A 26,088-nucleotide genomic window follows, 5' to 3' on the forward strand; every position below is an offset into this window, starting at 1 on the left:
CGGCACGTGTGGGAAGAGGCCAGGGAGAAGGCGGATGAACTGCGGCTGACGACATGGGGCAAAAAGGTGTACGCGCGACGCAAGGAGACGGTGGAGCGCAGCTTCGCGGATGCGAAACAGCACCACGGTCACCGGTATGCGCGGTATCGTGGGTTGCGGAAGGTACAGATACAGTGCTGGCTTGCAGCGACAGCGCAGAATATGAAGAAGATGGCGCTGCTGGCGCTTCTTTACTGGCTTTTTTGGGTGTTAAAGGCCGCTTATGAGGGATATGTGAGGCCGGAAAGGTCGGGTGAGCGCGAAAACAGAGGGATGAGAAAAAATATCGCGATCGCGACCTGCGGTCGCTCATAAAACAGAACCCCACGAAAAACGCGGGGTTCGTCAGCAGTCTGAAAGGGTCTGTACTTTGTACAGACCCTTTTCTTTTACCCCTCTCCACCTGGGGATGAGAAGCCCCGCTGGGGTTCGACAACAAGCTTTAGCTTGTTGGACAGACCAGCCGCTCGCGGATGGGCTGCCCGAAGGGCGAGCGCAGCGAGTCAATCCCCCCCTCACCGCCATATTTTAAGAAGAGCTCGTACGAAAGTACGGGTTCTTTTTCGCCTGCGGGTGGGCCGAGTCATCCCTCTGTCAGGTGGCGCTTCGCTTACCTGACCTACAAAACCTCAATCTGTCGTAGGCCTGATAAGCGAAGCGCCATCAGGAAAAACTTTCGTTGCCGAACGTCATTATCATCATCGTCTGGTCCCCTCTCCCTCAAGGGAGAGGGGACCAGACGGTGCAAAAGTGCAAGGATGTACATTGCTTAACCTAACGAACCAAAACAAAGAAATTATTCTTGACCGTCTACGCCCAACTCCCTATAGTAGCGCCCCGTTGCCCCCCAAGAGGAAGGCAGCAATACAATATGGTGAGGTGTCCGAGTGGCTGAAGGAGCACGCCTGGAAAGTGTGTATACGGCAACGTATCGGGGGTTCGAATCCCCCCCTCACCGCCATATTTAATGAGAGTGCCCAGTTAACAGCTGGGCATTTTTATTTGCATTTTCTGCACGCCTTGGGGGGGATGAGAACCGCCGACTGGGGTTCGACAACTGGCTTCAGCCAGTTGGACAGACCAGCCGCTCGCGGATGGGCTGCCCGAAGGGCGAGCGCAGCGAGTCAATCCCCCCCTCACCGCCATATTTAATGAGAGTGCCCAGTTAACAGCTGGGCATTTTTATTTGCATTTTCTGCACGCCTTGGGGGGATAAGAACCGCCGACCGGGGTTCGACAACTGGCTTCAGCCAGTTGGACAGACCAGCCGCTTGCGGATGGGCTGCCCGAAGGGCGAGCGCAGCGAGTCAATCCCCCCCTCACCGCCATATTTGAAGAAGAGCTCGTACGAAAGTACGGGCTTTTTTTTCGCCTGTGGCACAGCCTGCGGGGGGATGAGAACCACCGACCGGGGTTCGACTGAACGCCAGGATAGCCGTTCAGCATGGCCTACAGCCACCCGCAGGGCGAGGTACATGGATGTGCCGAGTGACATCCCCCGGTGGCGCTACGCTTACCGGGGCTACAAATTACTCCTCTGCGGCCTGCTCCCACTCTCCCAAACCTTCTCCCTAAATGGAGGGGGAACTGTATCGTGCTGCTTTTGCCTTTCTGCCCGGCACAAAAACAGCAAAGCCCGGTTTCCCGGGCTTTGTTATCAAGGAAAGCAACACTCAGTTGTAGGCGTGTAACGTACGCTGGCAGAGCGCGGATCGCACGCAGTCATCAGAGGTAAAGCGGACGATACCGATCATCTCGTCCTCTTCAAAACGTGCCAGCGCATCGCTCAGGCCGGACTGAACACCCCGTGGAAGGTCACACTGGGTGATGTCGCCATTGACGATGACGGTCACGTTCTCCCCGAGGCGCGTCAGGAACATCTTCATTTGCGCGGCTGTCACGTTCTGGGCCTCGTCCAGAATCACGACGGCATTTTCAAATGTACGTCCGCGCATATAGGCGAACGGCGCGATCTCCACCTTGCCAATCTCCGGGCGCAGGCAGTATTGCATGAAGGATGCCCCTAATCTTCTCACCAGCACGTCGTACACCGGGCGGAAATAAGGGGCAAACTTCTCGGATATGTCTCCGGGTAAGAAGCCGAGATCTTCATCGGCCTGCAGAACCGGACGGGTCACGATTATCCTGTCCACATCCTTATGAATCAGGGCTTCTGCCGCTTTCGCCGCGCTGATCCAGGTCTTCCCACACCCTGCTTCACCGGTGGCGAAAATCAGTTGTTTACTCTCGATAGCATTCAGGTAGTGCGCCTGAGCTTCATTGCGAGCTTCAATTGGTGAAGTATCACGGCTGTCCCGCGCCATGCCAATTGCTTCTACGCCACTCATCTGCACAAGCGAGGTGACCGATTCTTCTTCACGTTGTTTATGGCTCCGTGAATCCCGTCTCAGCACACGTTTTGCTTCGCGACGAGCTTTGATCACTGCTTTTTGTCTTCCCATGGATAGCACCTTGAGTTGTTGGTCAACATTACACGTGCCCCTGTCGGCACGATTATGCGCACGAACGTCTGAGGTTTGGCTTCCTTGTAAGCCATTGCTTGCCGGTTGATTTGACGTGATGACGCGACTACGCGCACCGCGTATCACATCGGTAAACTCATGAGTTATTGCTGAAGGGGAGAATGTAGTGGTGAAGAAATCGCTGCCGGAGGTGTCGCCTCCGCGCTGGGTCGTGCGGTTATGTTTGCTTTTCTGTCCAGTACAGGACCCTGTCATTAGCGATCTCCTAAGTGAACCATCACTGCCGGGAACTACCGCTTTTCTAATAAGTACATCAACAATTATCATTAATGCAACATATTTTTTACTTAAAGATAACTGGCGATTCCCATTGCAGCCACAATCAGCATCTGACAGAAATATTACACAAGTATTTCAACAGCCTGCAAAGAGGAAAAAATGATAATACTGCGAAGGGAAAATTGTGAGCGGATGAAACAATTAGGCAGGAAATTATTGGTATCGAGTTGTATCTTGCCCAGCAGCACTGCGTTTGCACGGGCCTACCTGACTTGTAGGCCCGATAAGGCAACGCCGCCATCGGGCAATATCTATGGCATTCAGGCTTCCAGCAGAGACTGCGCGAGATAGCCTTTCGGGTCTTTTACACCCGGTAAAACAAAGAAGTAGCCGCCGCCGATAGGCTTGATGTATTCCTCAAGCGCTTCGCCATTCAGCCGTTTTTGCACGGTCAGGAAGCCTTTCTCCAGGTCGTGCTGATAGCAGACAAACAGCAGCCCCATCTCCAGTTGCCCGGAGTTAGTGACGCCCAGCGAATAGCTATAACCACGGCGCATCATCAGGCTGGACTCCGTTTCCGGGGTACGTGGGTTCGCCAGACGAATATGGCTATCCAGCGCGATAACGTCTCCGTTCGGGTCTTTGGCGTAATCCGGCACATCGTGTTCATGCTTCATGCCGAGCGGCGCGCCTGAGTGCTTATCGCGGCCGAAAATCGTCTGCTGCTCTTTGAGCGGCGTGCGATCCCAGAACTCCACATGGAACTGAATGATGCGTACAGCCTGATAGGAACCGCCGACACTCCACGCGGGTTCCCCCTGCCCTTCAGTCACCCAGACAATGTTGTCCATCAGCTTTGCATTGCTGCTGTCAGGGTTGGCAGTGCCATCTTTAAAGCCCAGCAGATTGACCGGTGTTTCTTTGCCTTTGCTGCGCGCAGCGTGGTCAGAGATAAACCCTTCCCGCTTCCAGCGCACACTGAGCAAATCTGGCGAGTGCTTGATAATATCGCGTAGCGCGTGAATGACGGTGTCCTGAGTATTGGCGCAAATTTGCAGCAACACATCGCCGTGACAAAGCGCGGCATCCAGCGAATCATTAGGGAAACGCGTCATCCGTTGCAGCTTTTTCGGCGCAAGCGCGGCCAGACCGAAGCGTTCGTCGAACAGCGACTGACCCACGGAAACGGTGATGGTCAGGTTATCCGGGGCAATGTAAGGCCCGAGAATACCGGAATCCATCGGCGGCAGGCGCGGGTTGGGCGTGTCCGGAGCCGGGCCCCCGGTAGTCAGGAACGTTATTCTGTCGGTCAGCAGCTTAAACAGACGCTGCAGGTCCTCTTTATCGCTCGCCAGCACATCGAAAGCGACAATCATCATTGAAGCCTGCTGTGGGGTCAGCACGCCCGCCTGATGCAGACCATGAAACGGCTGCGTTTCCATGCGCGCGTCCGGAGACAACGTCCCCGGCGCACTTTGCGGTTTAGCCGCGTGGGCGACCGGGCAACCCCCGGTCAGCGCCAGCGCGCCTCCCAGCGCGCCAATATTTTTCAGTAAGCGACGACGAGACGGCTCGGTCACGTCGTGCTGTTTGCTGTCTGCCATGACTCTTAGTCCAGTCCGAGAATTCCGCGAAGCTGCGCCAGATCTTCTGCAAGCGTAGTGATTGGCCCTTTCAGTGCATTGCGATCCGCATCGGTCAGCTTGTCATACGTCTCGTAGCCGTCTTTGGTCTTGTACTTCGCCAGAATGGTGTCGACTTTCTTAAAGTTGGCATCCACTTTTGCCAGCAGTGCGCTGTTTTCTTTCTGCAACTGAGGACGCAGCAGGTCGACAATTTTCTGGGCGCCATCGACGTTGGCCTGGAAGTCCCACAGATCGGTGTGGCTGTAACGGTCTTCTTCACCGCTGATTTTGCTGGCCGCTACTTCTTCGATAAGACCAGCAGCGCCACCCACCACTTTTGACGGTGGGAAGGCCAGTTCGCTGATGCGTTTTTGCAGTTCCTGCACGTCGGTGTTCAACTGGGTCGCGTAGTTTTCCATCCCTTTCGTGGAGTTATCGCCAAACAGGGCTTTCTCCAGACGGTGGAAACCGGTGAATTTCGGATCTTCGGCTTTCTTCTCGTAGTCGTCTTCACGGGCATCGATGCTGCCGTCGAGATCAGAGAACAGTTCGGCGATAGGTTCGATACGCTCGTAGTGCTGACGAGTTGGTGCGTACAGGGCTTTCGCTTTTTCGATGTCCCCTGCTTTCACCGCATCGGTAAAGGCCTGAGTCCCTTTTACCAGCTCAGCGGTTTCAGCGGTTACGTAAGCTTTGTAGGCGGTAATCGCTTCACCCAGGCTAAGCACGGCATCCGCTTTAGCGGCATCGGCGGTGGCTTCACCTTTCACCGTCAGCTTGCCTTTTGGATTGGTCAGCAGGCCGCAGGTCATTTCGTACTCGCCAGGCTGCAGATTGGCGGTCAGTTTTTGGGTAAAGCCTGGCGCGATGTTTTCACGCTCTTCCACCACCATCACGCCTTTGAGAATTTCCCACTCCAGCGCTTTCTGGCTGTGGTTCTGGATGATGAACTGGGTTTTGCCCGCGTTCACGGTGATGCTCATCGGCTCACACTGTTTGTCGTTTACCGTGACCTGCACCTGCGGAACGTCCGCAGCCTGAGCATAAAAAGCAGAAGAGAACAGCGCAGCGATACCCAGCTGCAGCGCACTACGGCGGAAATTAATCGTCATGATCCATCCCTTTCAAAAAGTATGTTGTAACTAAGTAAGCCATTATGGTGCACTGCGCGAAGGTGCCGACGCCACACGTGGCGGGAGCGCGAACAGCACCAACGCCGGAATCAGATAGATAAAATAGACTGCCACTTCGCTGACGCTTGGGGCTTCCTGGTAGCCGAAGATACCTTCGAGCAGCGTCCCAAAAAGCGTATGTGTCGACAGGGTGTTGCTGAGATCGAACGCCACATCCTGGAAGTGGTTCCACAAACCCGCTTCATGGAAGGCGCGAATGGCCCCTGCCGCAAGCCCGGCAGCCACCAGCAGAATAAACAGGCTGGTCCATTTGAAGAACGCGCCCAGGTTCAGGCGAATGCCGCCCCAGTAGAGCATAAAGCCCAGCACCACCGCGGTGGCGAGACCCAGCATTGCGCCGAGCGGAGGCCAGATCCCGAGATCTTGCTGGAATGCCGCCAGCAGGAAAAACACGGATTCCAGCCCTTCACGCGCGACGGCGAAAAAGACCATCAGGATCAACGCCCAGCCGTGGTTGTTGCCCTTCTGCAACGCGTTATCCACCGCTTCTTCCAGCTGTTTCTTCACATTGCGCGACACTTTGCGCATCCAGAACACCATCCAGGTCAGGATAAAGACCGCGATAACCGCCACGATCCCCTCGAACATCTCCTGCTGTTTCTGCGGAAATTCGCCGGTGGTTTCATTGATGAAAATGCCCAGACCCAGGCACAGCGCGGCGGCGAGAAACACGCCAATCCACATCACCCCGATCCAGCGGCCCCGCTGCGTGCGTTTCAGATAGCTGGCAATCAGGCTGACAATCAGCGCCGCCTCCAGCCCTTCGCGTAACATAATGAGAAATGGAACAAACATGCCTGAAACCCTTCAGTGTGAACCGCAGTCAATCGATGCAAAGTTTCGTAAATATGAGTGATAGTGATTATCATTACGACGAAAAGAAACACAAGTGAAATGTGCGCAGAATGATGTCAGGTTGTAAAAAGTTGCGCCGGATATCGTTATCAGGCGAAGCATTTAATCTACTGTTGTTAACAGGTAATCGTTTACGTGGCCGCTGCGCTGTGGCTAAATATGCGCCCCGTTTACCTGTAAAATACATGAAATGGCTACTATTCTGCACTTCCTGCTGGCGCTTGTGGTGATCCTCGCGCTCGCCTGGCTGGTCAGTTTTGACCGCAAAACCATTCGCATTCGCTACATCCTGCAACTGATCGTGATTGAAATCGCGCTGGCCTTCTTTTTCCTGCACGCGGAAAGCGGCTTAACGCTGATTAAAAGCGTCTCCGGGGTCTTCGAGTCTCTGCTGAAATTCTCAGCCGAAGGCAGCGACTTTGTATTTGGTGGCATGAGCCCAAAAGGCCTGGCGTTTATTTTCCTTGGCGTGCTGGGCGACCTCTCCTCTCGTCGTCTGTTCACCATGGCCGCCACCGCTATGTCGACAGTATCCTTGTCGATTGTTGGCGCTTATATGACGATGCTCGACGCGAAATCAGCGCATTTTCAGGTTATTAGCAAGAAAAAAGCCCGCATTCGCGGGCTTGAGACTGATGACAAACCTCTAACGAATGAAGTTTTGTCATGGGTGACAGAACAAAAAATAAGGAAAATCAATTCATTGATTTTCGGCTGCTCACCACAAAGAAGGAAAAACCACGCTTTTTCCTTCTTTGTCAGCAATCTGAAGCCCGCATTCGCGGGCTTGAAAGAAGAAGCTGAAGTTACTCAGCCTGCAACTTAGACGGCGGCGCAGAATGATAATGCGCATCCGCGTCAGCAAAACGTTTCTGCATTGACGCAGACGGGGCTTTGCTCAGCAGGCTGAACACCACAATCCCGATGCTGCCGAAGAGGAAACCAGGGATGATTTCATACAGGCCGAGCCAGCCGAACTGCTTCCAGACGATAACCGTCACGGCACCGATGATCATGCCTGCCAGCGCGCCGTTACGCGTCATGCGGGACCACATCACGGAGAACAGGACCACTGGGCCAAATGCCGCACCGAAGCCTGCCCAGGCGTAGCTCACCAGACCGAGTACGCGGTTTTCTGGGTTGGCTGCCAGTGCAATCGCCACCAGCGCCACGGCCAGCACCATCAGGCGCCCTACCCAGACCAGTTCTTTTTGGCTCGCGCCTTTACGCAGGAAAGCTTTGTACAGGTCTTCGGTAATCGCACTTGAGCAGACCAACAGCTGGCAGCTCAGGGTGGACATGACCGCCGCCAGAATCGCCGACAGCAGAATACCCGCGACCCAAGGGTTAAACAGAATTTGCGCCAGCTCGATAAACACTCGCTCACTGTTCTGGTTCACCGCGCCTGCCAGCTGCGGGTTGTTGGTGAAGAACGCAATCCCGAAGAAGCCCACGGACACCGCACCCGCCAGGCACAAAAGCATCCAGGTCATACTGATACGACGCGCATGCACGATGCTGTGATGGGAATCGGCCGCCATGAAACGCGCCAGAATGTGCGGCTGACCGAAATAGCCCAGGCCCCAGCCCATCAGGGAGATGATCGCCACGAAGTTCAGACCTTTCAGCATGTCGACGTTTTCGATGCTTTTCTGCTTGATGACTTCCAGTGAATCGCCGAAGCCGCCCACGGTGAAGATAACAATCACCGGCGTGAGGATCAGGGCGAAAATCATCAGGCTCGCCTGCACGGTGTCAGTCCAGCTGACGGCGAGGAAGCCACCAATAAAGGTGTAGAGAATCGTCGCTGCTGCGCCCGCCCACAATGCGGTTTCGTAGCTCATGCCGAAGGTACTTTCAAACAGACGCGCCCCCGCCACAATGCCGGAAGCACAATAGATGGTGAAGAACAGCAATATAACCAGCGCGGAGATAATACGCAGCACGCGGCTGTTATCTTCAAAACGGCCAGTAAAATAATCCGGCAGAGTCAGTGCATTATTGTTCGCTTCGGTGTGAACACGCAGACGACCGGCCACCAGTTTCCAGTTAATCCATGCGCCAACACACAGGCCGATGGCAATCCAGCTTTCGGAAATACCAGAAATGAAAATGGCACCCGGCAGGCCCATTAACAGCCAGCCGCTCATATCCGATGCCCCCGCAGACAGCGCGGTCACGAAGGGCCCAAGGCTACGGCCACCCAGAATATAATCGTCAAAGTTTTTCGTCGAACGCCATGCAATAAACCCAATCAGGATCATGCCTAAAATATAAATAAGGAACGTCACCACCATCGGTGTACTAGCCATAAAATACTCTCCAGTGTCGCTTTTTTATCCCTGAATCCGGAACGAAGAATCAGGTTCTTTATTACGGGCGGGGGGTATCCTGCCGTAAGCGGAATTTATTCACAAACGATTTAACACTGCATTTACAGATATTACATCCCGGCAAACAGAGCAATTTTCTATAGGTTGCACTCGCTCACGCTTTTCCGGGTTGCACCTTTAAAAAGTGTTAAGCACCGCATAAAACCTGGGCAGAATCATTATTCTTAGCGTGATTTTTATTGTTAAAAGCCTTTAACAAGCCATTGCTTTTCCTGATTGCTGGCGCCGTCACACTTAACATGGTTGCGCAAAGTTGCAACATGATAGATATTTCTGTGCAACCAACGAAGCAACAACCGCACAACAGGAGTTTCTGTCATGGGCACCACCACGATGGGTGTTAAGCTTGACGACGCTACGCGCGAACGTATCAAAAGCGCGGCCACCCGCATTGACCGCACGCCGCACTGGCTGATTAAACAAGCCATTTTTAACTATCTGGAAAAACTGGAAAACGACGACGCCTTGCCGGAGCTGCCTGCGCTGCTTTCCGGAGCCGCCAATGAGAGCGATGAAGGCCAGCTGCAGGTGGAAGAAAACCACCAGCCGTTCCTCGAGTTCGCCGAGCAAATTCTGCCGCAGTCCGTCACCCGTTCAGCCATTACCGCCGCCTGGCGTCGTGCCGAAACCGATGCTGTGCCGATGCTGCTGGAGCAGGCTCGTTTGCCGCAGAACGTCGCTGAACAGGCGCATAAGCTCGCTTATCAACTGGCTGAAAAACTGCGTAACCAGAAAACCGCCAGCGGTCGTGCCGGCATGGTGCAAAGCCTGTTGCAGGAATTCTCCCTGTCTTCTCAGGAAGGCGTGGCGCTGATGTGCCTGGCGGAAGCGCTGCTGCGTATTCCGGACAAAGCGACGCGTGATGCGCTGATCCGCGACAAAATCAGCAACGGCAACTGGCATTCGCACATTGGCCGTAGCCCTTCCCTGTTCGTGAACGCCGCCACCTGGGGTCTGTTGTTCACCGGCAAACTGGTGTCGACTCATAACGAAGCCAGCCTCTCTCGCTCCCTGAACCGCATTATCGGTAAGAGCGGCGAACCGCTGATCCGCAAAGGTGTGGATATGGCGATGCGCCTGATGGGCGAGCAGTTCGTCACCGGTGAAACCATTTCCGAAGCGCTGGCCAACGCCCGTAAGCTGGAAGAGAAAGGCTTCCGCTACTCATACGATATGCTGGGTGAAGCCGCGCTGACCGCCGCCGATGCGCAGGCGTATATGGTGTCCTATCAGCAGGCGATCCACTCGATCGGCAAAGCCTCCAACGGGCGTGGCATTTATGAAGGCCCGGGCATCTCGATTAAACTTTCCGCCCTGCACCCACGCTACAGCCGCGCGCAGTACGACCGTGTGATGGAAGAGCTTTACCCACGCCTGAAATCCCTGACCCTGCTGGCACGCCAGTACGACATCGGCATTAACATCGATGCCGAAGAAGCGGACCGTCTGGAAATCTCCCTCGACCTGCTGGAAAAACTCTGCTTCGAGCCAGAGCTGGCGGGCTGGAACGGCATTGGTTTCGTGATCCAGGCCTACCAGAAACGTTGTCCGTTCGTGATTGATTATCTTATCGATCTCGCCACCCGCAGCCGTCGCCGCCTGATGATCCGCCTGGTGAAAGGCGCGTACTGGGACAGCGAAATCAAACGCGCCCAGATGGACGGTCTGGAAGGTTATCCGGTCTATACCCGCAAGGTGTATACCGACGTGTCCTACCTTGCCTGCGCGAAAAAACTGCTTGGCGTGCCGAACCTGATTTATCCGCAGTTCGCGACGCATAACGCCCATACGCTGGCAGCGATTTATCAACTGGCAGGCCAGAACTACTATCCGGGTCAGTACGAGTTCCAGTGTCTGCACGGAATGGGTGAACCGCTGTATGAGCAAGTGGTTGGGAAAGTAGCCGACGGCAAACTGAACCGCCCTTGCCGCATTTATGCCCCTGTCGGCACGCACGAAACCCTGCTGGCCTATCTGGTACGCCGTCTGCTGGAAAACGGCGCGAACACCTCGTTCGTCAACCGCATCGCCGACAACACGCTGCCGCTGGATGAACTGGTTGCCGACCCGGTTTCTGCGGTCGAGAAAATGGCCCAGCAGGAAGGTCAGGCTGGCTTACCGCATCCGAAAATCCCTCTGCCGCGTGATTTGTACGGCGAAGACCGTTCGAACTCTGCCGGTCTGGATCTGGCGAACGAACACCGTCTGGCGTCCCTCTCCTCTTCATTGCTGAATAGTGCTTTGCAGAAGTGGCAGGCCAAACCGATTCTGGAGCAGCCAACGGCTGATGGTGACATGAGCCCGGTGGTTAACCCGGCTGAACCGAAAGATATCGTCGGTTATGCACGCGATGCCACTGAGCAGGAAGTTGAGCAAGCGCTGGAAAACGCGGTGAATAGCGCGCCTATCTGGTTTGCGACGCCACCGCAGGAACGTGCCGCCATTCTTGAACGCGCTGCCGTGCTGATGGAAGGCCAGATGCAGCCGCTGATGGGCATTCTGGTGCGCGAAGCCGGGAAAACCTTCTCGAATGCCATCGCCGAAGTCCGCGAGGCCGTCGACTTCCTGCACTATTATGCCGGTCAGGTTCGCAATGACTTCGCTAACGAAACGCACCGCCCGCTGGGCCCGGTGGTGTGTATCAGCCCGTGGAACTTCCCGCTGGCCATCTTTACCGGCCAGATTGCCGCAGCCCTGGCCGCCGGAAACAGCGTGCTGGCAAAACCTGCCGAACAAACACCACTGATTGCCGCTCAGGGGATCAATATTTTGCTGGAAGCTGGCGTCCCGGCGGGCGTAGTGCAACTTCTGCCTGGCCGCGGTGAAACCGTGGGCGCGCAGCTGACATCCGACAATCGCGTACGCGGTGTGATGTTCACCGGGTCAACCGAAGTCGCCACGCTGTTACAGCGCAATATCGCTACTCGCCTCGATCCTCAAGGCCGCCCGACACCGCTTATCGCGGAAACCGGCGGGATGAACGCGATGATCGTCGATTCTTCTGCCCTGACTGAACAGGTCGTTATCGATGTGCTCGCGTCGGCCTTCGACAGCGCCGGACAACGTTGTTCTGCCCTGCGCGTGCTCTGCCTGCAAGAAGACATCGCCGACCACACGCTGACCATGCTGAAAGGCGCAATGGCTGAATGCCGCATGGGTAACCCAGGCCGCATGACAACCGACATTGGCCCGGTGATTGATGCTGAAGCCAAAGGCAACATTGAGCGTCATATCCAGGCTTTACGTACCAAAGGCCGTCCGGTGTTCCAGAGCGCTCGTGATGTCAGCGACGATCGCCGCGAATGGGCACACGGTACCTTCGTGCCGCCAACGCTGATTGAGCTGGAGAGCTTCGACGAGCTGCAAAAAGAAGTCTTCGGCCCGGTGCTGCACGTGGTGCGCTACAGCCGTAACGAGCTGGAGAAGTTAGTCGGGCAAATCAATGCGTCTGGTTATGGCCTGACCCTTGGCGTGCACACCCGTATCGACGAAACCATCGCGCAAGTGACGGGCAGCGCCAACGTCGGCAACCTGTACGTAAACCGCAATATGGTTGGCGCTGTCGTTGGCGTGCAGCCGTTTGGCGGCGAAGGCTTGTCCGGTACTGGCCCGAAAGCAGGCGGCCCGATGTATCTCTATCGTCTGCTGTCCAGCCGTCCTGATGATGCTCTGCTGACCACGCTGAATCGCCAGGATGCCGAACACCCGGTGGATGCTCAGCTGAAAACGCTGCTGGAACAACCGCTGAGTGCGCTGCGTGAATGGGGAGCAAATCGCCCTGCTCTGCAATCCTTATGCGACCGTTATGGTGAACTGGCTCAGGCCGGGACACAGCGTTTACTTCCAGGCCCAACCGGGGAACGTAACACCTGGACGCTGATGCCGCGTGAGCGCGTGCTTTGCATCGCCGATAACGAAGAAGATGCACTGGCACAACTGGCGGCAGTCACGGCTGTCGGCAGCGAAGTGCTGTGGCCGGAAGAAAGCCTGCAACGTGCTCTGGCTAAGCAACTGCCGAAAGCTGTCAGCGAACGTATTCGTTTCGCAGCCAGTGCGCAGATAGCTAACGCCGATTTCGACGCGGTTATCTACCACGGTGACTCAGACCAGCTGCGCGAACTTTGCCAGCAGGTCGCGGCGCGTGACGGGGCGATTATTTCCGTTCAGGGCTTTGCTCGCGGGGAAACCAATCTGCTGCTGGAACGCCTGTACGTTGAACGCTCGCTGAGCGTCAATACGGCCGCGGCCGGGGGCAACGCCAGCCTGATGACAATCGGCTAAAGGTGTGATTAATTAATCCTCTAAACTGCCCGGCGGCACTGCGTTTGCCGGGCCTACAACACCACGTCCCGTAGGCCCGGTAAGGCATCGCCGCCACCGGGCAATAACCACCGCTCGGGGGAAAAATGAAAGGATTACTATTGGGTGCGAGCATCCTGTTGCTGAGCAGCGCAGCACTGGCAGACGACTGCGATAATGCGAAGACGCAAGCCGATATGACGACCTGCACAGTCAATCAGTTAAAAGCCGCAGACGGTAAACTGAATGCCGCCTACGGCACTGCCATGAAACGTGCGCCGGAAGCGACCAAAACGTTACTGAAAACCGCGCAACAAAAATGGATTGCCCTGCGCGATGCCGATTGTGCGTTGATAAGCTCCGGCACCGAAGGGGGCAGCATTCAGCCGATGATCCACGCCCAGTGTCTGACCGACAAAACGGTTGAACGCACCGCATGGCTGGAATCTCTGCTGAACTGCGAGGAAGGTGATATGAGCTGCCCGCTTCCACCAGCCCATTAACGCAAGCGAATGCCTTCGATAATCATCCGCTGGACGTTCTCAACGGTTTGCTGGAAAAAGGCTTCATCCTGCAAGTTTTTTCCGGTTACCGCTTCCACCTGGGTGGCGAAATCCGCATAGTGCTGGGTCGCTGCCCAAATCATGAAAATCAGGTGATTGGGGTCGACGGGCGCAAGTTTTCCCTCCGCAACCCAGCCTGAGATAATCGCCGACTTCTCTGCAACAAGGGATTTTAAATCCCCGGTCAACTCAGCCATTAACAATGGTGCGCCCTGCAACATCTCCAGGCAGAACAACCGTGACGCTTCAGGATAATCGCGCGACACCTCAAGCTTGAGGCGGATGTATTCGCCAATCGCCACCAGCGGCGTGAACTCTTGCCGAAAGGCTCGCAACGGGGCGAGCCAGATATCGAGAATATTGCGCATCACCGCCACATACAGCGCTTCCTTTGAGGGAAAGTAATAAAGCAGATTGGTTTTCGACACTCCGGCAAGCTCTGCCACTTGTTCCAGGCGCGTGCCATGAATGCCGAACTGCGAAAAGGTGGTTAAGGCCGCAGCCAGGATCGCCTCTTTTTTGGCGCTGACCGCCTGAGTGCGCTTTCCGGTTTTTTTCACCCCATTCTGCGTCATCTGGATGCTCCTTATTCCTGTGGTGCGGTGCTTTCACTGGCAGGCAGAACCGCCTTTTTCTTCTTAAATTTAAGTTCGCTGACCAACACGCCAGCGACGATAAACAAACCGCCCAGCAGTGCCAGCATCGGTAAACGCTCGCCGGCCATTCGCCCAAAGATGCCTGCCCAGACCGGTTCGCCAGTATAAATCACCGTGGCTCGTGTCGGCGAGACACTACGCTGCGCCCAGTTCATCACCACCTGAATAATGGCGCTGAAGATACCCAACCCAAGCGCGACAATAAGCAGCCCTGGCGAGAAATCAGGCACCGATTCGCCCGCAGGCACCATGGCGATAAAGGCCACCAGCGAGGCCGTGGCAAGCTGGACGACGGTGACTCTTCGCACGTCGACTTTCCCGGCCCAGGCGCTGATCAGGATGATTTCCGCCGCAATCGCGATGGCCCCGGTGAGCGTAATCAGCTCCCCTGCCCCCAGCGCCAGCATGTTGCCTTCCGGCCCGGCAAGCAAAATCAGCCCGATAAACGCCAGTGCAATCCCGGTGCAGGACATCAACCCCGGAACGCGCCCCAGACAAAGCCATTGCAGCAAAGGCACCAGCGGCACATACATAGCGGTGATGAAGGCGGATTTACTGCTCGAAATAGTCTGCAAGCCCCAGGTTTGCAGGCTGTAGCCCATGGCAATCGCAATGCCTATCGACACGCCTGCTTTCAGTTCAAGCCGGGTCAACCCACGCAACAAACGGAACGACAAAGCCCCAACCGCCAGAGCAGCCGTGGCAAAACGCAGGCCGACAAAGAAAAACGGATCGCTTAGCGTCACGGCATATTGCACGGCAAGGAAGGTCCCACCCCAGAACATGGTGATGACGATCAGGAGCGCTTCCTGAGGCTTGATAGAGAATTGATAACGAGAGAGAAAGGACATGTGACCGCCACGCGAAGTTTCAGCGCATCAGTGTGCCTTCAGCCGTGATGGGCTGCAAGAAACATTCATCATGGTTATGAATTACAGGAGAAAATGCCAGAAATGAAAAACCGCCGGGAAACCCGGCGGCGGGGAGGGATGGGGCTCAGGTCGCCACATCTTACGGCGTCAGGCCACTAGCTGTTACGATGACTGCCGTGGCTGTTTTTTCCCCCTTTTTTGCCAGCTTCAGAGGCGCGCTGAGGATCGTTCTTGAAGTTCCCCCCGCTGTGCTGGCCACCTTTACGACCTGCTTCTGATGCTCTTTCGCGGTCTTCAGCAAAATTCCCTGAACCGCCACGATGGTTTGCCATTACGGACCTCCAGTTGTTCAGACATCATATTGCATTACGTTAATGTGGAAGATTCCACTACGCGGCTGCGGGTTGCCCCTTGTTTCTGCCGCGTGGAACTAAGCTTAGTGGAAGCCGCTTATTCCACCAGCCCACCGTAATATCCTGCAACATGCACCAGGCTGAAAGGGTGAGAAAAACGTAACGACATTGATAAGCACTTCTTATACCTTATGAAAACCCGGGCCGGGAAAGTGTGTCATTTTGCTACAAAGAGAAACGATCCTTCAGCGCCGTATAATTGACTGAACTAATTGAAATTAAGGGAAATCGTCTCAGAAGCGAAGCGGCAACTCTACGTGCCACTTCAGCGTCTGCCCGGCTGCGTTTAATTACGGCCAGAAAGTTGACCATCCCCGGTCTGTGACCAACACTTTCAGGAGTCTCTTGTTAAAACACAGTGTCATTACGGAGAACAACGCTATGAGTGGAAAGGCAAAAATTCTGGTGCTTTACTATTCCATGTACGGACACATTGAAACCCTCGCCGCAGCCGTGGCGGAAGGCGTCAATAAAGTGGATGGCGCAGAAGTGACGGTGAAGCGAGTGCCGGAAACCATGTCGGCCGAAGTCTTCGCCAAAGCGGGCGGTAAAACCCATACCGCTCCCATTGCGACCCCGCAGGAACTGGCTGATTACGATGCCATTATTTTTGGCACCCCCACCCGCTTTGGCAACATGGCCGGGCAGATGCGTACCTTCCTCGATCAGACCGGCGGCCTTTGGGCTTCTGGTGCGCTGTACGGCAAACTCGGCAGCGTGTTCAGTTCGACCGGTACCGGCGGCGGCCAGGAACAAACCATCACCTCATTCTGGACCACCCTTGCCCACCACGGCATGGTGATTGTGCCGATTGGCTATGCCGCACAAGAACTGTTTGATGTGTCACAAGTGCGCGGCGGTACACCGTATGGCGCAACCACGATTGCAGGCGGCGACGGTTCACGCCAGCCAAGCCAGGAAGAACTGGCGATTGCCCGTTATCAGGGCCAGCATGTCGCCGGTCTGGCCGTTAAACTCAAAGGTTAATCTTCTGTAAGGAGGAGTGTTATGCCTACACAGGAATCAAAAGCGCATCGCGTTGGCGAATGGGCCAGTTTGCGCAATACCTCACCTGAAATTGCGGAAGCCATTTTTGAAGTCGCAAAATACGATGAAAAGCTGGCGGAGAAAATCTGGGAAGAAGGCAGCGATGAAGTGCTGTCCCTGGCTTTCGGCAAAACGGATAAAGACGCGCTGTTCTGGGGCGAACAAACCATCGAACGCAGAAACGTCTGACCACACTGCCCCCGCTGAGCGGGGGCGTTTTCGTTTACTTCGCCGCGTTATTCAGTACACCGTTAAATTTCTCTACCGGGCAGAAACCGTCAGCATCCACCGGGCAGCCTTTCAACTCCAGTGTCACGCGCTGCGGCGGTGACTTCAGCGTCAACACATCCGCATTACGCAGTTGCTCCGTGCTCTGATAAACATACTCAATTTTCATCAATTCACGATTCCCCTGGGTATCGTGCCAGCGCTCAAAGACAATCTTGCCGCCGATAGGGGTCCGCTCGTACTGGTCGTGAAGCTGATAAGGTTTGAAATCCAGCGCCATCAGCAGCGAGGCGATATTCGAGTCGTGCCCGACCATTAACGTCACCTTCGGCGCTTTTGCCGCCTCGGTGACCAACGCCTTGTCGATGTACTTCACCAACGGAGCGGCAACATTCCGTGCCACTTCCGGCGAGGTGAACAAACTGTCCTGATAGCCGTTTTTCAGCTCTGATAACACACGCCATTGCTGATCGGTTTTGATCTGCCCCCACGCAACCTGCTCCAGCGGGAAGCCTTCGTAGTATTGCAAAGTGAATGCGTCCACCAGCGAGTTGCCGACTTTCAACGGCCCGGACACGCCTGGCTCTTTTTCATACGGCGCGCTGAAGGTGTCTTTCGCCTCTGTCAGCGAGCAGTCTTTCTTCTCTTTGCACGACGGGGAATTTTGATAATCGACGATTTTCTCCAGCAGCTTATAGCTGTCGTCGAGCTTCATTTTCTGACGCTCTTCCGCCATCGCCTTCACGGCCTGCTGGCTGAAAGCTTCAGACTGGTCGGTGATAACCGGGTTGAAGGTCGGGTCCATTTTGCCCATTTCAGCCTGATGATGAACCGGCACATCACAACCGGGGAACGCCCCGGTGATAAAGAATTGCGCCGTGGCGACAGTGCGTTGCAGGCTGTTGGCATAGGCATACACGGTGTTTTCTGGCGGGCATTCGCCAGTAGTGACCATGCCCTGCTCGGCCAGCCATTCGCGCATATAGTGGCCCATGTACACTTCAAGAATGCCGCCTTTCGTCGTGAGTTGCCCACCGGGCACATCCCATTCAGGCCATTTGTTCGGCGTGGACTGCTCCAGCACGCTGCCATTATTGGCTAAAGGCGCGCGCAGGTTGTGCCGACTCATGATCAGCACCTGCTGAAGTTGATACCCCTCTGGCGTGGTGTCCGCCTGGGCACCGGAAGCCATAAAAAGTGTGCCGATAACGGTAGCCGCAATGACGTTTTTTCTCATTCCTCATTCCCTCGTGCGTTTTTAGAGTCGGCTTAATTGTGACAGAAACATGACAATTTGCCTGGGCGCAGACCACAAACCAGCGAATGGAAAGTCATAACTCTATTATTCCAGGCTTACGATCGCGTTGGAGTGCTGTTTACGGGGCTGTTTTTGAGTTGATACAGATTTTAGTTTCGTCATGAGTCGCCTCTGGTTGAGAGTTTACTCACTTAGTCGTGTGTCCACGATTCACGGGTAGGATCAGTTTCGTTCGGCTGTACTTTCCACGACATTAAAGCGAAGGTAACACCGTCGCTCGATATGCCACTTTTGGCGGGAAATTTGTGATTTTTTTGCCGAGGGATCGGCAAAATATTCTAACGGAGTATTCTAACTGTATTCTAAGAGCCCAAAGCAACAAGGGGTTACCTTTCGGTAACCCCTTGTTTTGTTTGGCGGAAGCGTAGAGATTCGAACTCTAGAACCCTTTCGGGTCGCCGGTTTTCAAGACCGGTGCCTTCAACCGCTCGGCCACGCTTCCTAAGTGAGGCGTACTTTAAACATCAGAAGGCATCCTGTAAACCCCCACTTTGTTCGTTTGCCTGAAAAACAGTCAAAATACATTTAATCGCCTGAAATATCGACATATCGCGCAGATTATCAGCATCTTTGACCGGTTTTTTTAGTGCTTAATGATGTACATATCTTTGGTGAAGTAGAAACCCAGTTTATCCGGCGTGAACCCACCTACCCACGGTTTCACTAAATGCGTACGGACATAATGATAAACCGGGATCGTCGGCACATCTTTCGCAAGGATATCCTCCGCTTTCTGGTAGTACTCGCCGCGTTTCGCCACATCGGTCGCTTTCGATGCCTCCAGCAGGGCATTATCAAAATCTTTGTTGCTGTACTTCGCGGTGTTTTGACTGTCGCCGGTGCGGAAGTTATTCAGGAAGGAAGAGGCATCGTCGTAATCGGCAATCCATGAATAGCGCACCACGTCAAAATTGCCGGTATGCATGGTGTCCAGCATGGTTTTCCATTCCTGGTTTTGCAGCTTCGCCTCCACGCCGAGGTTTTTCTTCCACATCGAGCTGGCAGCAATCGCCACACGCTTGAGCGATTCGCTGGTGTTGTAGAGCAGATTGAAGGAGAGCGGATGGTTCTCACCGAACCCGGCTTCGGCCAGCAGCTTTTTCGCTTCGGCCAGACGTTTTTCGCGCGGCCAGCTGGCGTATTCTGGCTCATTGAGCTTCACGCCACCAATTTCAGGCTGACTTACCAGCCACGCCGGACGCTGCCCCTGCCCTAACACTTTCCCGGCGATGATGTCCTTATCAAGACCCATATTCAGCGCCAGACGCACCCGCGCATCATTAAACGGCGCTTTGGTGGTGTTGAACTGGTAATAGCCCGTCGCCAGCTGCGGCGATACGTTCACCTCGCTACCCAATGTTTTCTTCAACTGAGCAAACTGGTTGATGGGCAGGGTATAAACAATGTCGATTTCCCCTGCTTTATAGCGGTTAACATCTGATGCTTCTGAATTAATCGGCAGGTAGGTCACTTTGTTGATCACCGTATGCTCATTGTCCCAGTACTTTGGATTGCGCTCGGCAACGATACGTTCGTTGACTACCCACTGCGATAATTTGTATGCGCCGCTGGTGACGATGTGCTCCGGCTGGATCCACTTTTCGCCAAAGCGTTTGACCAGCACCGGGTCGATCGGCACCATCACATAGTGGTCAAGCATTGACAGAAACACAGCGTTGGGCTGGGTGAGCGTCACCTGCAACGTGTTATCGTCCAGCGCTTTCACCCCCAGCGTGTCCGGCGATTTTTTGCCCTCGGCAATCTCTTCGGCGTTCACGATGTGCATACTGCCGGGGTAGCTGGCGTAGGGTGAGAGGGTTTTCGGGTCAACCAGACGCTGCCAGCTCCAGACCACATCTTGTGCGGTGATCGCCGTCCCGTCGGACCAGGTTATCCCCGGACGTAAATGGAAGGTCCAGACGGTGTTATCCTTCTGCTCCCACTTATCCGCGAGCCTTGGGGCAATCGAACCATCCTGATTAACAGAAACCAATCCCTCGAAGATATCCCTGATAATATTGCCTTCAACGTCACTTTCGACTCTGTGCGGGTCAAGCGTGGCAGGTTCATTGCCGTTATTTCTGACCAGTTCCTGTTTCTCTGCTAACTGTGTTCCGGCTGGCACCTGCGCCGCCCAGCTTATTGAGGCTGCACTGAGCAATCCTGCGGTGATGAATGCCAGCGTAATCGAATTGTGTTTTTGTGATTTCATATCCATTGCCTTATTGGTTTCATTTTTGCGTGATCCGCCTTCAGTGTTAGCGGCGCTTTGGCAATAACGCAATATTTTTCAGCAACCTATAAGAGGTCGATCTGATTGAACTCTGAAAAACAACAATCCTTCTGCCAGGGTTTACATTGTTGGCATAATGCTCTGATTTAGGGGGCTGACGGGTCGGTAAAGATGGGTAAAACCACTAGAGCTTTGGACTTTGTTTCCCTATTCTCAGCAGTTATTACAACTGTCTTTAAAAGAGAGTGACACTATGGATCGTATTATTACCTCGTCGCGCGATCGTTCATCGCTTCTGAGCACACACAAAGTCCTGCGTAATACCTATTTTCTGCTGAGCCTGACGCTGGCGTTTTCCGCCATCACGGCAACGGCAAGTACCGTATTGATGCTGCCTTCCCCGGGTCTGATCCTGACGCTGGTCGGCATGTACGGCCTGATGTTCCTGACGTATAAAACCGCGGATAAACCCGTGGGCATTTTGTCTGCGTTCGCCTTTACCGGCTTCCTGGGTTACATCCTCGGCCCAATGCTGAACGCGTATATCTCTGCGGGCATGGGTGATGTCATCGGTATGGCCCTGGGCGGAACGGCACTGGTGTTTTTTGCCTGCTCGGCCTATGTACTGACCACTCGCAAAGACATGTCCTTCCTCGGCGGCATGCTGATGGCAGGGATTGTGGTGGTGCTGGTTGGGATGGTGGCGAACATCTTCCTGCAGTTGCCGGCCCTACATCTGGCTATCAGCGCAGTGTTCATTCTGATCTCTTCGGGTGCCATCCTGTTTGAGACCAGCAACATCATCCGCGGCGGCGAAACGAACTATATTCGCGCTACAGTCAGCCTGTATGTGTCGCTGTACAACATCTTCGTGAGCCTGTTGAGCATCCTTGGTTTCGCCAGCCGAGACTAAGACTGAACCTGAGCTATACCCCAAAACCCCGCTTATGCGGGGTTTTCAGACTGCTGACAAAGAAGGAAAAAGCGGGGTTTTGTTTTTTGCTACACTGCGGCGGTTTTCTGCTAACGGTTAGAGTGATTATGTTGAATTTTGAAGGCCAGGAAATCGAGACAGATAACGATGGTTATCTGAAAGAAAGCAACCTGTGGAGCGAAGGACTTGCCGAAGTGATTGCTCAGAAAGAAGAGATAACTCTCACGCCTGAGCACTGGGAAGTGGTGCGCTTCGTGCGTGAGTTTTACCTGGAGTTTAATACCTCTCCCGCGATTCGCATGCTGGTCAAAGCTATGGCGAAAAAGTTCGGCGAAGAGAAAGGCAACAGTCGCTATCTGTATCGCCTGTTCCCGAAAGGCCCGGCCAAGCAGGCCACGAAAATCGCTGGCCTGCCAAAACCGGTGAAGTGCATTTAATAGCGAATACCAAAGTCATGCCATTCTTTCCCGGGCTGATGGGGTTCCGTCAGAACCTTGTCCACCCGGGCACTGCGCGGCCCACCAGCCTTGAGCCAGGCGACAAGCTGTTCAACATGACTTGCTTCGCCGCACGCTAACACTTCCACGCTGCCATCATCCAGATTACGCGCGTACCCCGTCAGCCCCAGTTTTACTGCCTCGCGCTGGGTGCTGTAACGAAATCCCACGCCCTGAACCAGGCCGTGAACCCATGCGATTGTGCACACCTGTGCCATAGCTGTTTCTCCGTTATCCGTTGCTTTTCCCGCCTGACGTGGGAAAATGGCGCCCATTAGATGTCTGACAAGGAAGGAAAAAACGTGGTTTTTCCTTTCTTGTGGTTAGCAGCCGAAAATCAATAAATTGATTTTCCTAATTTTTTTGACGTCCAGTATCCGTTCTGCGATGGCAACACGTTGTCATCAGTCTCCCATCTCTTTGAACCAACAGAATAGCAAATTATGAGCGTACGTTTAGTGTTAGCCAAAGGCCGCGAAAAATCCTTACTTCGCCGCCACCCATGGGTCTTCTCTGGCGCGGTTGCGCGCATGGAAGGCAAAGCCTCCCTCGGCGAGACCATTGATATTGTTGACCATCAGGGCAAATGGCTGGCGCGCGGCGCTTATTCCCCGGCTTCGCAAATTCGTGCACGCGTCTGGACGTTCGACAAAAACGAATCCATTGATATCGCCTTTTTCGAACGTCGTCTGGCACAAGCTCAGACCTGGCGTGAGTGGCTGGCGAAAAAAGATGGCCTCGACAGCTATCGCCTGATTGCGGGTGAATCTGACGGGCTGCCTGGCGTCACTATCGACCGCTTTGGCAACTTCCTGGTGCTGCAACTGCTGAGCGCAGGTGCGGAATACCAGCGAGCAGCGTTGATCAGTGCTCTGCAAACGCAATTCCCGGCATGTGCCATTTATGACCGCAGTGACGTGGCAGTACGTAAGAAAGAAGGGATGGAGCTGACGCAGGGGCCGGTAACTGGCGAACTGCCTCCCGCTCTGCTGCCGATTGAAGAACACGGCATGAAGCTGCTGGTCGATATCCAGGGCGGCCACAAAACCGGTTACTACCTCGATCAGCGTGACAGCCGTCTGGCGACACGTCGCTACGTGGAAGATAAACGCGTGCTGAACTGTTTTTCTTACACTGGCGGATTTGCTGTGTCTGCCTTAATGGGCGGCTGCCGTGAAGTCACCAGCGTCGATACCTCGCAGGAAGCGCTGGATATTGCGAAACAGAACGTTGAGCTGAACAAACTCGACCTGAGCAAAGCGAAGTTTGTCCGTGATGACGTGTTCAAGTTGCTGCGCAAATACCGCGATGAAGGCGAGAAGTTTGACGTGATCGTGATGGACCCGCCGAAATTCGTTGAAAACAAGAATCAGCTGATGGGTGCCTGCCGCGGATATAAAGACATCAACATGTTGGCTATCCAGTTGCTGAATCCGGGTGGTGTACTGTTGACGTTCTCCTGCTCAGGCCTGATGACCACAGATTTATTTCAGAAAATCGTCGCCGATGCGGCAGTGGATGCCGGGCGTGATGTACAATTTATAGAACAGTTCCGTCAGGCAGCCGATCATCCCGTGATCGCAACCTACCCGGAAGGGCTGTATCTGAAAGGGTTTGCCTGTCGCGTCATGTAAGTTGAAAAGCGAAACATTGCCCACATATTCACTGTCAGTAATGTTTCCCGGGAGGTGACTATGATGATTGCCAGCAAATTCGGTATCGGCCAGCAGGTCCGGCATTCGCTGTTGGGCTATCTGGGCGTGATTGTCGATATCGACCCGGAATATTCACTTGATGAGCCCTCTGAAGATGAGGTCGCCGTGAACGATGAGCTTCGCGCTTCGCCGTGGTATCACGTGGTGATGGAAGATGACGATGGCCAGCCCGTGCACACCTATCTTGCGGAAGCTCAACTGAAAAGCGAAGCCAGCGATGAACATCCGGAGCAACCGACGATGGATGAACTGGCGCGAACCATTCGCCAACAGCTTCAGGCGCCCCGACTGCGCAACTAAACCAAAAACCCCGCTCAGCTCAGCGGGGTTTTCTTTATTTGGCGAGCCCTAATCGAGGGATTTCAATCGCCGGGCATTTATCCATCACCACATTCAGCCCGGCATCTTGCGCCAGCACCGCAGCCTGTTCATTGATCACACCGAGCTGCATCCACAGCGTTTTCGCGCCAATGGCAATCGCTTCCTGAGCGACACCCCATGCAGCTTCTGAATTGCGGAACACATCCACCATATCCACTTTTTCCGGCACTTCCGCTAGCGTGCCATAGCCTTGTTGGCCTAACAGCGTTTTACCTGCCACCTTCGGCGACACCGGGATAACGTGATATCCCTGATCCAGCAGATACTTCATCACCCGATAGCTCGGGCGGTCAGGTTTGTCGCTCGCGCCCACCAGCGCAATGGTGCGAGTCTGCTTCAGGATGCCTGCAATATCGTTCTCTTTCATTTTGTCCTCCGGGCAATTATGCCAAGTGTACGTCAATCCTTAAACACCAGCCATTCAGTCATACCAGAGTATGAGGGCGGATTCGTGGATCGTGTCTATATGTTAATAAAAATCATTTTCGTAAAATTTTGATACACTCTAAGGGTGCGCTATTTTCAGGAGAGTCCGATGAGAACGGGGATTGCCATACTCTGGCTACTGCTTATGCTTCCTGTCAGCGCGCATGCCACTACGCTGCGGCTTTCAGGCGATATCAATTTGCTGGTGCTCGACGGAAAAAAAGTCTCCAGCCTGCTGCTGCGCGGCGCTGAAAGTATTGAACTGGATAATGGCCCGCATCAGGTGGTTTTCCGGGTGGAAAAAATGGTGATTCTGCCCGACCAGAACCGCCAGCTTTACGTTTCCCCTCCCCTTATCGCCAATTTCAATTCACAACTGATAGGCCAGGTGAACTTCAGCCTGCCGCGCCTTGAAACGTTGCAGGAAACCCAGGCATTTACCTCAACGCCACATGTCAGCCTGCTGGATGGCAATGCGATGCCGATCCCGGTCAAACTCGATATTCTGGCGATTACGCAGGTGGGCGATAATATCGATTACGAAAAGGCTATTGAGGCCTATAACCTCGCCAGCAAGCAAGCCTCTGATACTCAGTTCAGCATGCCTTTGCCAGACGACAGCACGCTGTTATCGAAAACCACGGAACTGGATAATCCGGCCTATCAGTCGCAAACCCTGACCGAGCAACGTCTGAAATATTGGTTTCAGTTGGCCGACCCGGCAACCCGCCATCGCTTTCTGGAGTGGGCAAAATCGCAGCCTTCTTCGTGATGCCATGATATCGCGCAGGATCTTTTTTGCCTGTTGTCTCTTGCAGCCTCAGTGTCTTCCAGTAATCTGTCTGCATGTTGATTAAGGAAAACTGATTATGGAACTGACTACCCGCACAATACCAGGTCGCAAGCACATCGCGCTGGTCGCACACGATCACTGCAAACAGATGCTGAAAGCCTGGGTCGAACGCCATCAACCGCTGCTGGCACAGCATGTTCTGTATGGCACTGGCACCACTGGCAATCTGGTGCAGCGAGCCACTGGCCTTGACGTGAATGCCATGCTGAGCGGCCCGATGGGCGGCGATCAGCAGGTTGGCGCACTGATTGCCGAAGGCAAAATTGATGTGCTGATTTTCTTCTGGGACCCGCTGAATGCCGTGCCGCACGACCCGGATGTCAAAGCGTTGCTTCGCCTGGCAACCGTCTGGAACATTCCTGTTGCCACTAACGTCGCGACTGCGGATTTCATCATCCAGTCGCCGACCTTTAATGTGCCAGTTGAAATTCAAATCCCGGACTACCAGCGCTATCTGGCCGAACGACTGAAATAGAAAATCCCCTCTGCTGAGGGGATTTGAGACTGATGACAAACCTCTAACGAGTGCCGTTTTGTCATTAGCGACCGAACAAAAAACCAGGAAAATCAATTCATTGATTTTCGGCTGCTCACCACAAAGAAGGAAAAACCACGCTTTTTCCTTCTTTGTCAGCAATCTGAAATCCCCTCTGCTGAGGTAATGCCGTTCACTTAAGCCTCGCGTGACTTATAGCTGAACGGATATTTAGGCGGAATATAAAGCACCGAACGCTCGTATCGTCGGTGCTTTCTTTTTTCCGGAAGGATAAAGGCTTTTACATTTTC

23 protein-coding genes, 2 tRNA genes, 2 other RNA genes and 1 pseudogene are annotated in these 26,088 nt (G+C 54.3%); 15 read left to right on the forward strand and 13 right to left on the reverse strand.

The genetic code is table 11. The annotated features are described in order from the left end of the window. The 4 genes from ACLW56_RS23310 to ACLW56_RS23325 all read left to right on the forward strand — a co-directional run. On the forward strand, positions 1–354 hold a 354-nt coding region (locus tag ACLW56_RS23310; protein WP_330982744.1), incomplete at its 5' end, for a transposase. Positions 355–912: 558 nt separating this feature from the next. Further along, positions 913–1,000 (forward strand) — tRNA-Ser (locus tag ACLW56_RS23315). Positions 1,001–1,047: 47 nt separating this feature from the next. Beyond that, a non-coding RNA gene (locus ACLW56_RS23320) (RtT sRNA) lies at positions 1,048–1,184 on the forward strand. Positions 1,185–1,231: 47 nt separating this feature from the next. Next, positions 1,232–1,367, forward strand: a non-coding RNA gene (locus ACLW56_RS23325) — RtT sRNA. 345 nt (positions 1,368–1,712) lie between these two features. Here ACLW56_RS23325 and phoH read toward each other — a convergent pair. The 4 genes from phoH to efeU form a co-directional block, all read right to left on the reverse strand. After that, complete coding sequence (gene phoH / locus ACLW56_RS23330) at positions 1,713–2,501, reverse strand: phosphate starvation-inducible protein PhoH (protein ID WP_330986040.1); 789 nt, start codon at positions 2,499–2,501, stop codon at positions 1,713–1,715. A gap of 620 nt (positions 2,502–3,121) precedes the next feature. Continuing rightward, complete coding sequence (gene efeB / locus ACLW56_RS23335) at positions 3,122–4,405, reverse strand: iron uptake transporter deferrochelatase/peroxidase subunit (RefSeq protein ID WP_330986041.1); 1,284 nt, start codon at positions 4,403–4,405, stop codon at positions 3,122–3,124. 5 nt (positions 4,406–4,410) lie between these two features. Continuing rightward, on the reverse strand, positions 4,411–5,538 hold the full coding sequence (gene efeO, locus ACLW56_RS23340; RefSeq protein WP_330986042.1) for an iron uptake system protein EfeO: 1,128 nt from the start codon (positions 5,536–5,538) through the stop codon (positions 4,411–4,413). A gap of 42 nt (positions 5,539–5,580) precedes the next feature. Continuing rightward, on the reverse strand, positions 5,581–6,414 hold the full coding sequence (gene efeU / locus ACLW56_RS23345; RefSeq protein ID WP_330986043.1) for an iron uptake transporter permease EfeU: 834 nt from the start codon (positions 6,412–6,414) through the stop codon (positions 5,581–5,583). Positions 6,415–6,664: 250 nt separating this feature from the next. On the opposite strand from efeU, the pseudogene ACLW56_RS23350 reads away from it, so the two are divergent. After that, a pseudogene (locus tag ACLW56_RS23350) lies at positions 6,665–7,051 on the forward strand (Na+ dependent nucleoside transporter N-terminal domain-containing protein); the annotation flags it as partial. A 229-nt stretch (positions 7,052–7,280) separates the two neighbouring features. On the opposite strand, the gene putP reads toward ACLW56_RS23350, so the two are convergent. Next, the gene (gene putP / locus ACLW56_RS23355) at positions 7,281–8,786 is read right to left on the reverse strand and encodes a sodium/proline symporter PutP (protein WP_330986044.1); all 1,506 of its coding nucleotides are present in this window, start codon (positions 8,784–8,786) and stop codon (positions 7,281–7,283) included. A 399-nt stretch (positions 8,787–9,185) separates the two neighbouring features. On the opposite strand from putP, the gene putA reads away from it, so the two are divergent. Both putA and ACLW56_RS23365 read left to right on the forward strand, forming a co-directional pair. Next, the gene (gene putA / locus ACLW56_RS23360) at positions 9,186–13,148 is read left to right on the forward strand and encodes a trifunctional transcriptional regulator/proline dehydrogenase/L-glutamate gamma-semialdehyde dehydrogenase (RefSeq protein WP_330986045.1); all 3,963 of its coding nucleotides are present in this window, start codon (positions 9,186–9,188) and stop codon (positions 13,146–13,148) included. Positions 13,149–13,273: 125 nt separating this feature from the next. After that, entirely contained in the window at positions 13,274–13,669 is a 396-nt protein-coding gene (locus tag ACLW56_RS23365; RefSeq protein ID WP_330986046.1) for a lysozyme inhibitor LprI family protein, read from the forward strand. On the opposite strand, the gene rutR is transcribed toward ACLW56_RS23365, so the two are convergent. From rutR to ACLW56_RS23380, 3 genes are all read right to left on the reverse strand, one after another. Continuing rightward, a complete protein-coding gene (rutR, locus tag ACLW56_RS23370) occupies positions 13,666–14,304 on the reverse strand; it encodes an HTH-type transcriptional regulator RutR (RefSeq protein ID WP_330986047.1) in 639 nt (212 codons plus the stop codon). The two genes, ACLW56_RS23365 and rutR, sit on opposite strands and share 4 nt — an antisense overlap. Positions 14,305–14,315: 11 nt before the next feature. Beyond that, positions 14,316–15,236 carry a DMT family transporter gene (locus ACLW56_RS23375; protein ID WP_330986048.1) on the reverse strand — a complete coding sequence of 307 codons (921 nt, stop codon included), beginning with the start codon at positions 15,234–15,236 and terminating at the stop codon, positions 14,316–14,318. A gap of 176 nt (positions 15,237–15,412) precedes the next feature. Beyond that, positions 15,413–15,589 (reverse strand): general stress protein, encoded by a 177-nt coding sequence (locus tag ACLW56_RS23380; protein WP_185666466.1) that lies wholly within the window; start codon positions 15,587–15,589, stop codon positions 15,413–15,415. Between the two features lie 462 nt (positions 15,590–16,051). On the opposite strand from ACLW56_RS23380, the gene wrbA reads away from it, so the two are divergent. Both wrbA and ACLW56_RS23390 read left to right on the forward strand, forming a co-directional pair. Then, positions 16,052–16,657, forward strand: coding sequence for an NAD(P)H:quinone oxidoreductase (wrbA, locus tag ACLW56_RS23385; RefSeq protein WP_330986049.1), 606 nt, complete (start codon positions 16,052–16,054; stop codon positions 16,655–16,657). Between the two features lie 21 nt (positions 16,658–16,678). Then, a complete protein-coding gene (locus tag ACLW56_RS23390) occupies positions 16,679–16,906 on the forward strand; it encodes a YccJ family protein (protein WP_330986050.1) in 228 nt (75 codons plus the stop codon). Between the two features lie 34 nt (positions 16,907–16,940). Here ACLW56_RS23390 and agp read toward each other — a convergent pair whose 3' ends face one another. The 3 genes from agp to ACLW56_RS23405 all read right to left on the reverse strand — a co-directional run bounded on the left by agp (position 16,941) and on the right by ACLW56_RS23405 (position 20,475). Beyond that, positions 16,941–18,182 (reverse strand): bifunctional glucose-1-phosphatase/inositol phosphatase, encoded by a 1,242-nt coding sequence (gene agp, locus ACLW56_RS23395; protein WP_330986051.1) that lies wholly within the window; start codon positions 18,180–18,182, stop codon positions 16,941–16,943. A 435-nt stretch (positions 18,183–18,617) separates the two neighbouring features. Next, a tRNA-Ser gene (locus tag ACLW56_RS23400) sits at positions 18,618–18,705 on the reverse strand. Positions 18,706–18,846: 141 nt separating this feature from the next. Further along, positions 18,847–20,475 carry an ABC transporter substrate-binding protein gene (locus tag ACLW56_RS23405; protein ID WP_330986052.1) on the reverse strand — a complete coding sequence of 543 codons (1,629 nt, stop codon included), beginning with the start codon at positions 20,473–20,475 and terminating at the stop codon, positions 18,847–18,849. Positions 20,476–20,749: 274 nt separating this feature from the next. Between ACLW56_RS23405 and yccA the strand changes: the two genes are divergently transcribed. Continuing rightward, complete coding sequence (gene yccA / locus ACLW56_RS23410; protein ID WP_330986053.1) at positions 20,750–21,409, forward strand: FtsH protease modulator YccA; 660 nt, start codon at positions 20,750–20,752, stop codon at positions 21,407–21,409. Between the two features lie 128 nt (positions 21,410–21,537). Then, positions 21,538–21,867 (forward strand): sulfurtransferase TusE, encoded by a 330-nt coding sequence (tusE, locus tag ACLW56_RS23415; RefSeq protein WP_330986054.1) that lies wholly within the window; start codon positions 21,538–21,540, stop codon positions 21,865–21,867. Here the strand turns inward: tusE and yccX are convergent. Next, positions 21,864–22,145: an acylphosphatase gene (gene yccX / locus ACLW56_RS23420; protein WP_330986055.1), complete on the reverse strand. Its 282-nt coding sequence runs from the start codon at positions 22,143–22,145 to the stop codon at positions 21,864–21,866. The genes tusE and yccX overlap by 4 nt on opposite strands. Positions 22,146–22,370: 225 nt before the next feature. On the opposite strand from yccX, the gene rlmI reads away from it, so the two are divergent. Both rlmI and hspQ read left to right on the forward strand, forming a co-directional pair. Next, complete coding sequence (rlmI, locus tag ACLW56_RS23425; protein ID WP_330986056.1) at positions 22,371–23,561, forward strand: 23S rRNA (cytosine(1962)-C(5))-methyltransferase RlmI; 1,191 nt, start codon at positions 22,371–22,373, stop codon at positions 23,559–23,561. Between the two features lie 63 nt (positions 23,562–23,624). Then, a complete protein-coding gene (hspQ, locus tag ACLW56_RS23430) occupies positions 23,625–23,942 on the forward strand; it encodes a heat shock protein HspQ (protein WP_330986060.1) in 318 nt (105 codons plus the stop codon). Positions 23,943–23,976: 34 nt separating this feature from the next. Here the strand turns inward: hspQ and ACLW56_RS23435 are convergent, their stop codons facing one another. Then, entirely contained in the window at positions 23,977–24,390 is a 414-nt protein-coding gene (locus tag ACLW56_RS23435) for a CoA-binding protein (RefSeq protein ID WP_330986057.1), read from the reverse strand. Positions 24,391–24,558: 168 nt separating this feature from the next. Between ACLW56_RS23435 and csgI the strand changes: the two genes are divergently transcribed. Together csgI and mgsA are read left to right on the forward strand one after the other, a co-directional pair. After that, positions 24,559–25,221: a curli synthesis inhibitor gene (gene csgI, locus ACLW56_RS23440; protein ID WP_330986058.1), complete on the forward strand. Its 663-nt coding sequence runs from the start codon at positions 24,559–24,561 to the stop codon at positions 25,219–25,221. A 97-nt stretch (positions 25,222–25,318) separates the two neighbouring features. Next, on the forward strand, positions 25,319–25,777 hold the full coding sequence (mgsA, locus tag ACLW56_RS23445; protein ID WP_330986059.1) for a methylglyoxal synthase: 459 nt from the start codon (positions 25,319–25,321) through the stop codon (positions 25,775–25,777). Positions 25,778–26,088: the final 311 nt, after the last annotated feature.

This window comes from Pantoea sp. sgz302252, assembly GCF_047713085.1.
Taxonomy (GTDB): Bacteria; Pseudomonadota; Gammaproteobacteria; order Enterobacterales; family Enterobacteriaceae; genus Scandinavium.